We start from the raw sequence: 14,794 nt of genomic DNA, 5'->3' as shown, positions 1-14,794 counted from the left end.
TATTTTATTTGTTACTTTCATTAGGCTGAATCTCAGAACCTGGTGCCTCAAGCTCATGCTGAGGAATTGGCCAGACAAAGAGAGGGTCATCCTTTTCAACCTTCAGACTGCTCTGCACGAAGTTGGCAGCAGGCTGGTCGGCAGCCTTACGCTCAAATCCCTTGTGCCAGCGTTTGAGGTCGTTCAGACGGAAGCCTTCCATATAGAGTTCCTTCACGCGCTCTGCCTCGATTATCTTCATGGCGTTGCTCTCGCTCATCGAGGTGTTACCACCATAAGATGAGTAGCGGGCTATACGCAAGGTAGAGATGTCCTTACCTGCCTTGCCATATTCCTCCTTCATTGCGTAAGCCTCAGCACGTATCAGATACTGCTCTGACAGACGGAATACCATTGGCTGGTGAACATGCAGGATATTGTTGCTCCGGAATTCTGCATCGCCGAAATACTTGCTCAGCAAAGGCCATTGCAAACCGTGCTCATAACCTGTTACACGGGTTGTGAAGATGGCTGCAGCACGGAGGTCATTGGCGTCGAATGAGTTGATGACCCATGTCTCTGGCACATAGTCTGGACGATAAGTTACATAGTTGTAGTTATCGAAGATGGTACCCAGTGCACCGCCATAGCTGTTCACGGTAAAACCTACCTTCCAGATAGCCTCACGCGAATCACCATAGGTCCAGATATACTTGTAATCGTTCACCTGGTTTGAATAGGTGTTGGAAGAAGCCTTCTCCAATGTATAATACTTACTGCCGATTACCTTAGATGCATACTTGATGGCATCATCGTACTTGTGCATATATAAGGATATGCGCGCACGTAAGGCATGACAGGTATACTCGTTGAAGTAAATCTCATTGTAGAGACTTCCTGTGAAGTCTTCGTCTACCTTCAGATACTCAGCAGCCTTGTCAAGGTCTCTCAATACGAAATCGTATGATTCCTTCAGACTGGCTCTCTTCTGTGGCTCATTGCCGTAATAGTGCTCTGTAAGTACAACGCCGAGTTCCTTCTCTGCCTGCTCATCGCTATCGTAAGCCTTGCAGAAACACTTGATCAACTCTGAGTAAGCCAGGGCACGGGCGAAATAAGCCTCGCCCTGATACTGCTCCAGCTTGTCGAGTTCCTTATCACTGTTGGTGTTTGCCTTTACCTTATCTACATTATCGAGCAGGAAGTTGGCATTGTTGATAACACCATAAAGCGCACCATATACCGACTCGATGTCGGTGTTGGTAGCCTTGATATCTTTCCAACGGTAGATATCGCCATAGGCATTAGAGTAGCCCTTCACGCAGTACACGAAGTCTGCCTGCAGATCTGGCAGGATAGTCAGATTGCCCGAATAGAGGGCGCTGCTCTTGAAACTGTCGTAGATACCGTACACCAGCTTGTCCATGTCGTCCACCGTGTTGATAGCCTGGTCCATGCGGATAGAATCCTCAGGATACTTATCAAGACAGGAAGACATCGAGAGGGCTAGGATTCCCGACAGGATGTATGTCTTTATATTTTTGATATTCATTTTTTTCTCCTTTCTTGGTTAGAATTGCAATTCAACACCCAGAGTAAACTGGCGTGATGCCGGATACTGTGCCTGGTAAATATTGGATGAAACCTCAGGATCCAAACCGTTGAAACCGGTTACGGTGAAGAGGTTCTGTGCCTGACCATAGATTCTGACCATAGAGAAGAAGTTGGTCTTGCGCAACAGACTCTGTGGCAATGAATAGGACAGACTGAGATTCTTCAGACGGAGGAACGATGCATTCTCCAAGAAGCGATCGTCGAGCTGGGTTACCTCGCCCCAACGTGGGATATCGGTAATATCGCCTGGCTGCTTCCAACGGTCGTACAACAGACGGTTTGACTGGTTGTAAGCAGTACCGAAGGTTACACCGCTCTCCTCGAAGTAACGGTCGTTGTTAATCACGTAGCGTGTACCAATCCAGCTGAACTGGGCAGAAAGCTGCAAGCCCTTCCAACGGAAGCTTGTACCGAAACCGCCCATCCAAGGTGCATCATAGGTCTTGCCTGTCATCACCTTGTCGCTCTCACGGAACTCGTTGGTCACGTTGCCGTTCTTGTCATACCAGAGCTGCTCACCATTCGCTGGGTTCACACCGGCATAACGGTTCAGGAAGAATTCGCTTACTGAGTGACCTACCACATACTTCAAACCGGTGGTTGAGTTTACATACTCGGTTACACCGTTATAGAGTTCCTTCAATCGGTTCTGGTTGTAAGATACGTTGGCACTTACATTCCAGGTGAAGTCGCGTGTGCGGATTACATCACCGTCAGCACTCAGCTCGATACCCTTGTTAGCCATCACACCTACGTTCTTCCAGCGATAGCCCTCGCCGGTTACGGTATAAGACTCAGGAACGCGCATCAGCATATTAGAGGTACGCTTGTAGTAAGCTTCGAAGCTGAAGTTGATTCTGTCGAGGAAGCCCAAACGGAGGGCGAAGTTGTTTGCCCATGTTGACTCCCAACCCAATTCCTCGTTACCACTCTGTGATGGATAGAAACCGGCAGTATCATCGTAGTTGGCACCACCCGATACCAGAGCCAGGTGATAATAGTTAGGAATCTCAGAGTTACCCGATGTACCGGTACTTACGGCAATCTGGGCTGTGCTGAGCCACTTCATATCCTTCAGCCAGTCGGTCGACTTCACGTTGTACATGAAACCGAGCGACCAGAATGTACCCCAGCGATGATCCTTACCGAAACGTGAAGAAGCATCAGTACGCAGAGAGAAATCGGCATAGTAGAGCTCCTTATAGTTATACTCGCCACGCATGAAGAATGACAGGTAAGAATAATCAGAAGATGAATCTGCCCAGCGGCTGGCACGTGTACCTGATGATACGTTGGTCAGGAGATCGCTGGTCTGACCCTTGGAATATACCTGGAAACCATCTGAGTGGAAATTGACAGCCTCCTGACCCAGCATCACGTTGAACGAATGGATATCGTTCAGAGTGAAACGGTAGTTAGCCGTAGTAGTCTCTGTCAGGTTGATGGCATCGCTGCTCTGGCGTGCCGCAGTACCCTGTCCGTGATTTGAAGAGAGACTTGGGAACGACTGGAGGAATGCTGTAGAATGGGTGAAATCGACACCAAACTGAGTACGGATAGTCAGATTCTCTATCGGATAGATTTCAGCATACATGGTAGAGAGCACCTTATATTTCTTGTTCTTGATAGGATTCAAGCCCATGTAAACGATAGGGTTCTCGCTGGTTCCAGCCCAGTTGCCTGCTGAAAGTGAAGCCAGACTGCCATCCTTTGCGTATGGATTCCAGTAAGGCAGCATGAATCGGCATGCTGAGATAGGAGTAACGGTAGTATAGCTACCGTCGTCAGCCTGCTGAGCCTCCTCATAGGCAGCCATGGTGTTGGTACCTACCTTCAACCACTTGCCTGCCTTTACATCAGCATTGGTGCGGATGTTGTAACGGCGGAAGGTTGAATTCTGTGCGATACCGTCCTGATCGTAGAAACCACCAGAAACATAGTAGTTCAAGCGGTCGGTAGCACGATTGATAGAGAGTTCGTAGCTCTGCAGCGGAGCGCGGTCGTTGAACACCTCGTCCAGCCAGTTTACGTTTACTCTTGAAAGGAGATTGTAATCCTTACCTGTATCCAGACCTACTTCTTTCTCAAACTGGATACGCTCGTCGGTATTCATCATCTTCCAGTTGGTCTGTGCCAACTCAGAGAAACCATACTGTGCACGGAGCGTAATCTTCGCCTTGTCCATTGACAAGCCTCGCTTGGAAGTGATGACAACCACACCATTGGCAGCACGTGCACCATAGATAGAGGTAGAAGAGGCATCTTTCAATACAGAGATACTTTCGATGTCGTTAGGACTCAAAGTATTGAAATCAGAACTTGAGATTGGCACGCCGTCGAGGATAAAGAGTGGCGACTTTCCGGAGTTGATAGAGTTGGTACCACGGATTTGGAAGGTAGCCGCCTTGCTAGGTTCACCCGAAGAAGAGATGACCTGCAAACCAGTACTCTGTCCCTGCAAAGCTTGGTCGAAGCTTGCCGCCGGCACATTTTCTATCTTTTCAGACTTTACGGCAGACACGGAACCCGCAATGGTTCCCTTCTTTCTCACGCCATACGCCACCACAACCACTTCATCCATCATCTTGGAATCCGAAGCAAGGGTGATGTTGAGCGTATTTGTCTGCGCTTTCACAACGTGCTTCTGCGTAACGCAACCCACATAAGAGTAGACAAGCGTAGCCTTCGAAGCACCCTTAATTTCGATGGTATAGTTACCGTCAATATCGGTCACTACGCCATTTGATGTTCCCTCTTGCATAATGGTCACACCAATCATCGGTTCGTTGTCTTCAGCAGACACGACTGTACCCTTGACGCTGAAACTCTGCGCCAAGACTGATTGGATAGACAACAATACAAGTGAGACAAGTAAAAGAGTTAATCTTCTCATCCTTGTTTGTTTCAAGTTTATTAATTAATAATTATAATTTTTTTCTCATTTTTTTCTCGTTTGGTAAAAGCCGAAAGCACTCAGGGTGACACTTCGCCCCTCCATTTATACATTCTTTCACTAATATGCACGCATGGAAATACCTATTTAACTTAAATTGGTGCAAAATTACGAATATTTTCTTATTTGCCCAAGATTATCGCTTAAAATTTAAATGTTTGATATGAAATATCTATGTTTTTTAGCATATTTGCTCATAAATTTAGTTAATTGTCGATTTTTTGTCACATCCGATTACAGTTTGCAAAAACAAGTTCAATACACACTTTTTTTGTTTCTATGCACTCGTTTTCATAAAGCTGAAATTACGTCCCGACGTATCTGATACTACGTCGGGACGTATCTTTTGCTGCGTCGGGACGTAGCAAATGCTACATCGAGACGCATTTTTTACTGCATCGGAACGTATTTTATCAGCTGTCGCAAGTAGCTCAGTCAGCTGACACAGATATCTCGACAAGCCGAAGGATACGTCTCCATTAGCCTACGGAGTCGTATCCGTAACCCAATGCTGTCATATTCTTAACCCCACACAGCCATATCCATAGGCAAACGGAAGCACATCATTTATTTACCTCTTCACCTTCATATATTCCGTAGGAGTCATGCCATACTCCTTGGAGAAGCATTTGGAGAAATAACTGCTGTTGGAAAAACCAACGGTATACATCACCTCGGAAACACTGAACTTGCCCTGGCTCAGGAGCTCGGCAGCACGGCTCATACGCATCTCACGGATATACTCTACAGGCGTACGGCCCGTTATCGCCTTCGTCTTGCGATACAGCTGTTTGCCACCTATGCCTATCACATCCTGCAACATCGAAACATTGAAGTCGGAATCAATCATGTGCTTCTCTATCGCCTCATCGATTTCTTCGAGCAGACGCTTGTCTGCCCCATCCAACTCGCTGATATCTACAATCTTCTTTTCCTCTTCAGAAGATTCTGAGCGTGCAGGAACTGGTTCTGAAGATGATGACTCTGGCTCAGATACAGGCGAAGCGGATAACCCAGTAGAAACAGAAGATGACACCTCAGGTATCTTCACATTCAGGTAGCGGACCATCAGAGCTGTCACCTCATCAAATGAATGATGAGCTACGGCAGCCTTCAAATCTTCCGTCAGACGGTTGAAGAAGTCCATACGCATCTGTACCTGCTCCAACACCTCAGCCTTCTGCTTCTGGGCATCAGCCAGTTCCTTGCGCAGAAAATACCAGCTTACCAGCCATGCCACAAACACGATGAGTGCCGTGATATAGAAGAGCTTGCACCACCATGAGAGATACCAAGGCGGCAGGACGGAGATGTCGAGCGAATAAACCTCGGCAGCTATCTTGCCTTCACCATCCACGGCATGAACCGTAAGATGATAATCGCCATACGACAAACCATTGTAGGTGATATCGATGTTGCTCGAGTTCAGATAATGCCAGTCGTGGTCGCTGCCTTCGAGTTTGTAAGCATAAACGGCTGAAGGATGATCAGCAAAAGGAAGGTCGGTGAGCTGCAAGGTGAAGTTGTTCTCATCACTCTTCAGTTTCAGGATTTCTCCACGCTCCTCACGAGCCTGTCCGTTTACGATGATTCCAGCCAGCATCAGGCGGGTAAACTGCTTAGGCTTCTGTGCTACATCGGAACTGATTGCCACATAGCCGTCATTGCCGCCCATCATTACCTCATGAGTCTGTCTGCTGTAACAGATGTTGAGCGGCGCAACAGAAGGAATCATGAAACGCTGGCTCTCGCCCTGTGGATTGATTACGCAGCATTCATTGCCCGATACCACCCATATCTTGCCTTCCACATCGCACATGGTACTTACCTTGCCACCAATCTGCCATGTCTTGGAAGAAAAGCTGTTACCCAGCACAGAACCGGCTGCATAATAACAGGTTACCGAACTGTTATCACCCATCCAGATATTGCCCTTGCTGTCTGCCATCAGATAGTTGACAACATCTGAGTTAGCTACCTGCACCACCTTCATATCGTTCGGATTGATGCAGTCGAGACGGGTATAGGTAGAAACCCAAATCCTACCCTTTCCATCCATCACCATCTGACCTACATGCAGACCAGAGAGCGCATTCTTTCCCTTGTCAGAGAAATGCCAGTCGGCTATGGTCTTTCCGCTCAGAAGAGCCGCCTTATCCATCACGAAGACACCGCCCTGATAAGAACCCATCCATATCCTGCCCTTCTTGTCCTGGAGAATATCGTAAGCCCAGGCAGTAGAATACTTGCCACTCTTATCGTAGACGATGAAGTTGCGCATCTGACGGGAACTGCGGTCATAGAAGTTGATGCCATGGTCGGTACAGATCCATACATCGCCGTCATGGTCTTCATAAATCTTGCGTACACGGTTATGACTCAGCGGGAAGGCAGAGCTGTTCTGCTTGTACCATGCCACATTCTGATAGCCTTCAGCATTCCGGGTGAAATGAATCAGACCGTTGGTACCGCCCATCCACCATTCGCCGTTACGGGTCTGGAGCATGGCATGGAGACAGTTGCCCTCACCCGACATCGTAATCTTATCGAGCGATACATAGCGGTAATAGGTATGGGTAGTGAGACGGGAGAGTCCATTGTCAGTACCCACCCATACATTCTGCCATTTATCTACAAAGCAAGCCCAGACGATGTTGTTAGGAATAGAAGCATCATCGCGGGACTCGTGGATATAATGGGTGATGGCATTGGAGAGTGCCATCTGATAGAGTCCGTTATCTGTTCCGATATAGAGATTGCCGGCAGCATCTGTAGAAAGACATTTGATGGAATTGCCGTTCAGAGCTGGAATCTGTGAGAAGTTCCTGAGTTGCAGATCGGCACAATAGAGAGCGCCCTCGGTACCAATCCAGTAGCATCGGCGCTTGGCATCATAGGCGAGCGCATTGACCAGCGGCTGTTCTCCGGCACGGAGCGGAATCAGTCTGCTGCCGAGACGCAGACCAGCAAGCGAACCTACGAGCAAGCCTCGCGGAGTAGAGAGCAAGGCATAGACATCGCCACCGAAGTCAGTCTTACCACCCTTGATATCGAGCACACGGAGTTCCTTCAGCTGCTTGCGCTTCGCCTCATCGGCAAAAGCCTTCATTGCTGGTGTTTCGGCATATTGATAAGATTGCGTATCGAATTTCAGGATGCCGTTGCCAGTAGCCAGATAGAGCATTCTGCCCTCGAAACCGAGCGCATTGACACGCGTATTGCAGAATGTATGTTCCTGAAAATGGCGGTAGCCATGATAACCATCATAGCTGTAAAGACCGTTGTCGGTTCCGAGCCATATCATTCCATCACTGTCCTGGGTAATGGCACAAACGGACTGAGCACCTTCAAGGGAGGTGTTGACGAAACGCTGCGCATGGATGGCGAGCGAAACAAAGAGCATAGCAATTGCCATGCTGATGCGGTTTATAGGTTCTTTTGACTTTTTCATGTGTGCAAATTTACACAATATTCATGATAACGCCAAAAAATATCGGAGAAAATTCAAAAAAAAAGAATCCCCTGAGAAAAATAGCCGCTGCTATTCCCAGAGGATCCGATATAAACTATATACTTTATAACCAACTGAAATCTGTCTCAGTCTTCTTATATTGCCTGGAGCGTAATCGACTTTTCGATATTTCGCTTGCTGTCTTTTACCTTCAGGATGATGTCGCCCTTCTGCTTGCTGCTCTGTACGATGACTACGAGTTTGCCGGAGAAGAGTTTCATCTGTGGCTGGGTGAACGGTTCGAGCGATGTGGCATCGCCGTTGCAGGCTGCCTTGAAAGTGCCGGCACCACTCACCTCGAAGGTCAGTTCGTCATCGGCAAGCGGACATTCATTGCCGTCCTTATCCTGCAGACTCACGGTGATGAAGGCAAGATCGTTGCCATCGGCATTCAAAAGCACATTGTGCTCATCGGTACAGCCTTCTACCATGCAGGCAACAGGCTCATGATCAGGTGTTTCTACGCTGAACTTCATCTGTGCAGGCTCGCCGGCAGTACGCTTCACGTCCTCACCAACCTTTTCGCCATACTGGTTGTAAGTAACCACGCGAATCTCACCCGGTTCATACTTCACATTGTTCCAGCGCAGACGGTAGCGGTCCAGACGGCTTGACTTGTCCTTGCGCACTCTGCCCTGACTATTGCCGTTGACGAAAAGCTCGCCTTCCACACCATCGGTATAGCAATATACAGGGGTAACCTGTCCTTCTCTACCCTTCCAGTTCCAGTGAGGAAGAAGATGGGTAGTATGCTGCTGCTCGTTCCAGCGGGCACGATACATATAGTAGCGGTCCTTTGGAAGTCCGGCAAGGTCGCAGATGCCGAAGTAACTGCTGCGACTTGGCCAGTAGGTATCGTAAGGAGTCGGCTCGCCCAGATAGTCGTAACCGGTCCATACAAACTCACCGATTACCCAACTGTAGTCATCCTGCATCTTCCAGTCATCATCAGGAAGATTGCTCCAGGAACAGTATTCGGTATCATAGCTTGAGCACTGACCATCAGGATAGGTAGCCTTATCACTTACCACTACCGGGAACTTGTATACGCCACGGGAACTGACCGTAGAGGCGGTTTCAGAACCGAGGAGGAATCCCTGAGGCAACTGCTCGATATTCTTATAATATTTATGTACGCGATAGTTGAAGCCCGGTACATCCATGGTCTGGGCAAAGCCGCTCTTCAAGGCATCTTCTGCCTTATCCATACCCTGGGTTACAGGGCGGGATGGGTCGTACTGATGACAGATATCCTGCAGACGCTTAGCAATCTGCACACCCTCCTTGCTCCACTGTTCAGGAATCTCGTTACCGATGCTCCACATCACGATGCTAGGATGGTTGCGGTGGTGCTTTACCAGATTGGTGATATCCTTATCGCTCCACTCCTTGAAGAACTTGGCATAGCCGTTCTTGCATTTAGGATAAATCCACATATCGAAACTCTCTGCCATCACCATCATACCGAGGGAATCGCAGATTTCCATCTGCATGGTAGAAGGCATGTTGTGGGCAGTACGGATGGCGTCGCAACCCATCTGCTTCATCATCTTGATCTGACGGATAAGAGCTGCCTTGTTCTCTGCTGCACCCAATGGACCGAGGTCGTGGTGCAGACAGACGCCCTTCAGCTTTCGGGTAACGCCATTGAGCTGGAAACCATAATCCTTGGATACGGCAATGGTACGGATACCGGTCTTCAGGGTCTGCACATCAGCCACCTTCTTTCCTTCATATCGGGTAAGTTTTACCTGATAGAGGTAAGGAGATTCCGGAGACCAGAGATGAGGATTCGCTACCTTCAGAGTAGTCTTGATTTCAGGATTGGCACCTGTGACTGTCTGCTCGGCAACCTTCTCGCCAGCCTTATCCAACAGGGCTATGACGGTCTTGCCCGACTTACCAGTCTTTCCTTCCAGCAGTGCATTTACTTCTACTTCAGCTTCCTGCTTATCAGCCTTCAGGGTACGGACGAAGGTATCCCAGGTAGAGAAGTTCTCGTTGCCATAGAGTTCTACGGAAACCGGACGGTAAAGGCCGCCTCCCGGATACCAACGACTGCTCTCCTCTACATTATTAAGATGTACCTCGATGAGATTACTCTTACCAAACTTGATGAAAGGTGTGATGTCGATGCGGAAGGCATTGTAGCCGTAAGCCCACTTGCCTGCCTCCTTGCCATTGACGCTGACAACAGGCTGGCTCATGGCACCGTCGAAGACGAGTACGGCACGCTTATAGCCCTTAGGAGCCGTCCAGTTCATCTTATACATACCCTCACCTATCCAAGGCAGCGCACCAGAACGTCCCGACTTCTCGGTCTTTTCGGTTTCGCCATTCTGCTCGATGGCCACCATCTGCAGGTCCCATTTCTTATCGAAAGGTCCCGAGATAGCCCAATCGTGCGGAACAGCTACCTGCTGCCACGCCTTGCCATCACGGGAGAAGTCCCATGAAGGCAGGTTGATAACCTTTCTGCTCTGCGCCTGGCACAGCGTTGTGAGTGCCAGGGCAAGAGTCATGAAAGTAATGCTTCTCTTGATCATATTGCTATTTAATATTCTTATTTATATGCATCAAATACGGCAGTTGGTTTGCCGCTGTTGTCGAAGGCTCCCTTGGTATATGCATCCCAACCCAGAGTGATATAGTTGGCTGGTTTCCAGTTGTTGTAAACTTCCGGTTCCCAATAGAAGATACCCTCGCAGGTAGAAATCTTCTTACAGCCATCCACCATCTTCTTCATCAATGGCGCAGCCTGCTCAGAACCCCACCACATACCGATTTCAGAGATGATGACGTCCTTGCCATACTTGGAAGAAAGAGTCTGGATGTTAGAGAGACAACTCTCTGCATAACTCTGCCAGTTATCATCTTCCGGATAAAGAGACAGTCCGATGACATCCCACTTTCCACCATTGTCCTTCAGCTTATCGTAGAGCCAGGTAAGTCCACCGAGGTCCTGACCCTTATCTACATGCACGATGACTTTTGCCTTAGGATAAACTTCCTTTACAGCATCATAACCGGCGTTGATATAAGCAGCAAAATTGGCTGCATTCTTAGATACCTGACCGGTTACAGCCTCATCGCTATTCCAGAGCATTCCGTCGCGGGTTTCATTACCCACCTGCACCCACTCTACGTTGGTTACACCTCTATCCTTCAAGGCTGTCAATACATCCTTGGTATGATCAGCCACAGCCTGTTTCATCTGTTCGGCAGTATAGCCCTGCCATGCAGCAGGAACTTTCTGGTTGCCCGGGTCAGCCCAGGTATCAGAATAGTGGAAGTCAATCATCAGACGGAAGCCGAGCTGCTGAGCACGCCAAGCCTTGGCGATGACATCATCCTTGCCACACCAGCCACCTTCCGGATTTACCCAGACACGCAGACGGATGGAATTGGTTCCCTCTTCGCGAAGGAGCTTCATGCATTCTGTTGCCTTGCCATTCTGATTATAGAATTTCACACCATCCTTCTCCATCTCTGTGAGCCAACTTACATCGGCGCCCTTGGCGAAGCCACTCATATCGTATGTCTTCTCCTTTTCGGGAGTGGTATTATCATCATTGCTGCAACTTGTTCCTGTAATAGAAAACAAGAGTGCTGAAGCCAGCAATATGGCTTTTCCTAAAATATTCTTCATTGCTATTTTTCTTATTAATTATTCATATTTCCATGTCATGGTGTTGAGGTCAGCGGTAACGGTAACTTCACCACCAGTTACATCATCCTTGAACCAAATGTCCCAACAGTCACTAGCTGTTGACAATTTAAAAAGATCGCTTGGATCAGAACCATACCAAGTCTGCTTGTCGTCCTTGTTTTCACCTACGAAGATAAACCGGAAATTCTCCCAAGCTGTTGGCTTGTACTTGCAGGTATAAACGCCATCACTCACCTTGTTCATCACGGCAAGAAGGGTGTTACCATCCTTAGAGAACATACAGAGGGTATTGCTAACCTCTGGCTCTGGAGTTGTCTGGTCGCCCTCAACGATGGTGTATTCCAGCTGGCTGTGCTCACCAACTTTCACGGTTACGGTATAAGTACCAGCCTTGGCAATATTTACACTTCCAGCTGTTGCAGCATCTGTCATTTTGCCATCAGCCAAAGTATAGTTCATGGTCTTCACCACAGCTGCAGCATCTTCTGTACCTGTATCCTTGCTGTACTCTGCACCTGTTGCTACGATGCTAATTGGAGTATTATCGGCTGCGGTTGTAATCACCTTGGTCCAAGCATAGTTAGGAGCATCATAGGTCATATCTTCACCATTCAACTGCATCGACTTGATGTAAGTTGGCTTAAGTTCCTTAGCTTTTGTATCAAGAACTGTATAATAAATACCTGTCTGACCTGGGAACCAGATGTTCCATGCAGACTCAGTATTATCCATTTCGTACACATGGTTATCCTGTCCTACATTACCCCAAATGGTACCATCATTTTCCTTACCCCAGATATGGAACCAAGAAGAGGCATTCATATAGCCAGAATAAACTCCATCAGAATTAGGAGAATAGAGTTTGGTCAGAACTTGATCCTTTTTCTCATTCAGGATATTGATGTAGCTCATATCAATGAGGTATGGAGTAACCTTTACCTGGCAGACATTGCTGTAAGCGGCATCAAGATTGGCACCCATCTGACTCTTGATACGGAAATAAAGAGGTGAACTCACATCAGGAGACAAGCCGAGATCCTTGGCTGCAGCATTGAGATCAGCACCGGTGAAAGCCTTGGAAAGGTCGGTTACGGTGTATTCCTTTACTGATGCGAAATCTTCTGAGGCGGATGCCTGCAGATAAGTCTTCAACACTCCGCTGCCCGCAGGCTTGGTTTCATCGTTCGAAAACAAGGTAGGATTCTGCCAAGCCAACGAGAGGACAACGTCCTTACTGTTATCTACAGACAGCTTCACATCGGATGCCGATGCCATCAGATCGGATGCCTTGAAGCCATCCAGATATATCTTGTCGCCACTCTCGTCGCAACTCACCAGGGCGGTGAGTGCGCAGAGAAGCATCATCAAGTTTCTAAATATCTTTTTCATTCTTTTATCCTATTAATAGTTGTCGTTATGAAGATTTGGATTTGCGGTAAGCTCGGTGTTAGGGATTGGATAGATGTTGTACTTGCTATCCACTGCCTGTCCGTCGTGGACACCACCCTTCCACTGCCAGATGTACTTATTAGTAGTAAACTGACCATAGCGAATCAGGTCGGTACGGCGATAACCTTCATGATAGAGTTCACGGGCACGCTCATCGAGGATGAACTGGAGGAAGGCATCGTCATCAGCAAAGTTGCTTGCCCATACATCAGAAGCATGAGAGCGCTCACGAAGCTGGTTGATCCAATAGATAGCACCCTGCTTGCGAGAAGCAATCACGGTTGGATCTGTAGCATCACTACCACCACCCCAGTTATCCCAGTCATTATGCAGACGAACCACGCACTCGGCATACATCAGATAAACATCTGCCAAACGGAAGAGAGGGAAATCGGTTTCTACACCTGCATCAGCAGTATTAGATGCTGTAGTACCATCATCCTTCAGATTACTCCATTTCTCTGAGAGATAACCGGTGGTTTCATCGGTCATGTTGGTTACATCCTTGCTCTGACCATTGGTGAAGAACTTGCAGCGCTTGTCGCCACCTCCATCAATATCGGTCTGGGTAAACTTATCCACGAACTCAGGACGGAGACGGAACTCGCTCCAGCCACTGGTAGCACCGAAATCGGCAACATTCTGGTTGGCATTCGACATACTCAACTGTCCACACACCAAGTAAGTGGAAGAACCCCAGCTTACTGTATGCTCTGCACTTACTGGCAAGGCGAAGATAATTTCGTTGGTACGCTTGTCGTTATCAGCATTGAAGAGCTTGCTGTAATCAGACTCCAAAGAGTAGCCCATATCCATCACCTTCTTACAAGCCTCCATGCACTCGGCATACTTGGCAACGCCGGTATAAACCTCGCTGTTCAGATAAAGCTTGGCAAGCAAGGTATAGGCAGCACCCTGAGAAGCCTGACCGTAAGGACAGGTGGATGCAGGAAGCATATCACCTACACAATCCTTCAACTCGCTCTCGATATAATCGAATGTCTGCTGAGGAGTATAACGAGGAGGAATGTAGCTGCCCACAGGGTCGTTCTCTGTCACCATCGGAATGTTGCGATAGAAATCGAGGGCATGGTAATAGAACAGAGCGCGCATGAAGCGGACTTCTGCCTTATACTCCTTCATCTTCTCTGCATCAGCACCCGAGAAATTGGCATTATTGGCATTGCGCAGGAACTCGTTGCAAAGGGCGATGTTGTAGTAGATACGATAATACATATCTGATACCCACGCATCGTTGGCATCCCATGAAAGATAGGTCAGGCCGGTGGTCTGCTCACCTGTCAGCCAGGTAGAGGCAAATTCATCGGTACCACACTCCTGCATATTGATAAACATACGCATGTAATCGAAACCACTGCCGGCGTTCAATACGGATTCCATATCCTTATTATCGCCGCCCTTGCCCTGACCGCTAGTCACCATGGCAGCGTAAATCTTACCCAGCACAGCCTCATAATTGGCAAGCGAGGTATAAACATCCTTAGAGGTTGTCTCTGTATGAGGATATTGGTCAAGATCGGAAACACAGCTGGTAGTGCCTGTCAGCACCGCTGTTCCCATCATCATACTATATAATATATTCTTAAGTTTCATTGTT

At 48.1% G+C, this 14,794-nt stretch carries 7 protein-coding genes; all 7 read right to left on the bottom strand.

The window, feature by feature from the left end; genetic code table 11:
- Positions 1 to 4: 4 nt before the first annotated feature.
- On the bottom strand, positions 5 to 1,531 hold the full coding sequence (locus tag ONT19_RS13320) for a RagB/SusD family nutrient uptake outer membrane protein (RefSeq protein ID WP_119227496.1): 1,527 nt from the start codon (positions 1,529 to 1,531) through the stop codon (positions 5 to 7).
- Positions 1,532 to 1,549: 18 nt separating this feature from the next.
- A complete protein-coding gene (locus ONT19_RS13315; RefSeq protein WP_264952168.1) occupies positions 1,550 to 4,486 on the bottom strand; it encodes a SusC/RagA family TonB-linked outer membrane protein in 2,937 nt (978 codons plus the stop codon).
- Positions 4,487 to 5,117: 631 nt separating this feature from the next.
- Complete coding sequence (locus ONT19_RS13310) at positions 5,118 to 7,997, bottom strand: two-component regulator propeller domain-containing protein (protein WP_264952167.1); 2,880 nt, start codon at positions 7,995 to 7,997, stop codon at positions 5,118 to 5,120.
- Between the two features lie 155 nt (positions 7,998 to 8,152).
- Positions 8,153 to 10,603, bottom strand: a complete 2,451-nt coding sequence (locus ONT19_RS13305) for a glycoside hydrolase family 2 TIM barrel-domain containing protein (protein ID WP_264952166.1) — start codon at positions 10,601 to 10,603, stop codon at positions 8,153 to 8,155.
- 17 nt (positions 10,604 to 10,620) lie between these two features.
- Entirely contained in the window at positions 10,621 to 11,706 is a 1,086-nt protein-coding gene (locus ONT19_RS13300) for a glycoside hydrolase family 53 protein (protein WP_264949232.1), read from the bottom strand.
- Between the two features lie 18 nt (positions 11,707 to 11,724).
- Positions 11,725 to 13,116, bottom strand: coding sequence for a DUF5114 domain-containing protein (locus tag ONT19_RS13295; protein ID WP_264952165.1), 1,392 nt, complete (start codon positions 13,114 to 13,116; stop codon positions 11,725 to 11,727).
- A gap of 12 nt (positions 13,117 to 13,128) precedes the next feature.
- Complete coding sequence (locus ONT19_RS13290) at positions 13,129 to 14,790, bottom strand: RagB/SusD family nutrient uptake outer membrane protein (protein WP_264952164.1); 1,662 nt, start codon at positions 14,788 to 14,790, stop codon at positions 13,129 to 13,131.
- Positions 14,791 to 14,794 lie beyond the last annotated feature (4 nt).

Origin of the sequence: Segatella copri (assembly GCF_026015625.1) — a bacterium.
Lineage (GTDB): Bacteria > Bacteroidota > Bacteroidia > Bacteroidales > Bacteroidaceae > Prevotella > Prevotella copri_H.
The sequence above is the reverse complement of the archived record's forward strand: the minus strand, read 5'-3'. Positions and strand labels throughout refer to the sequence as shown.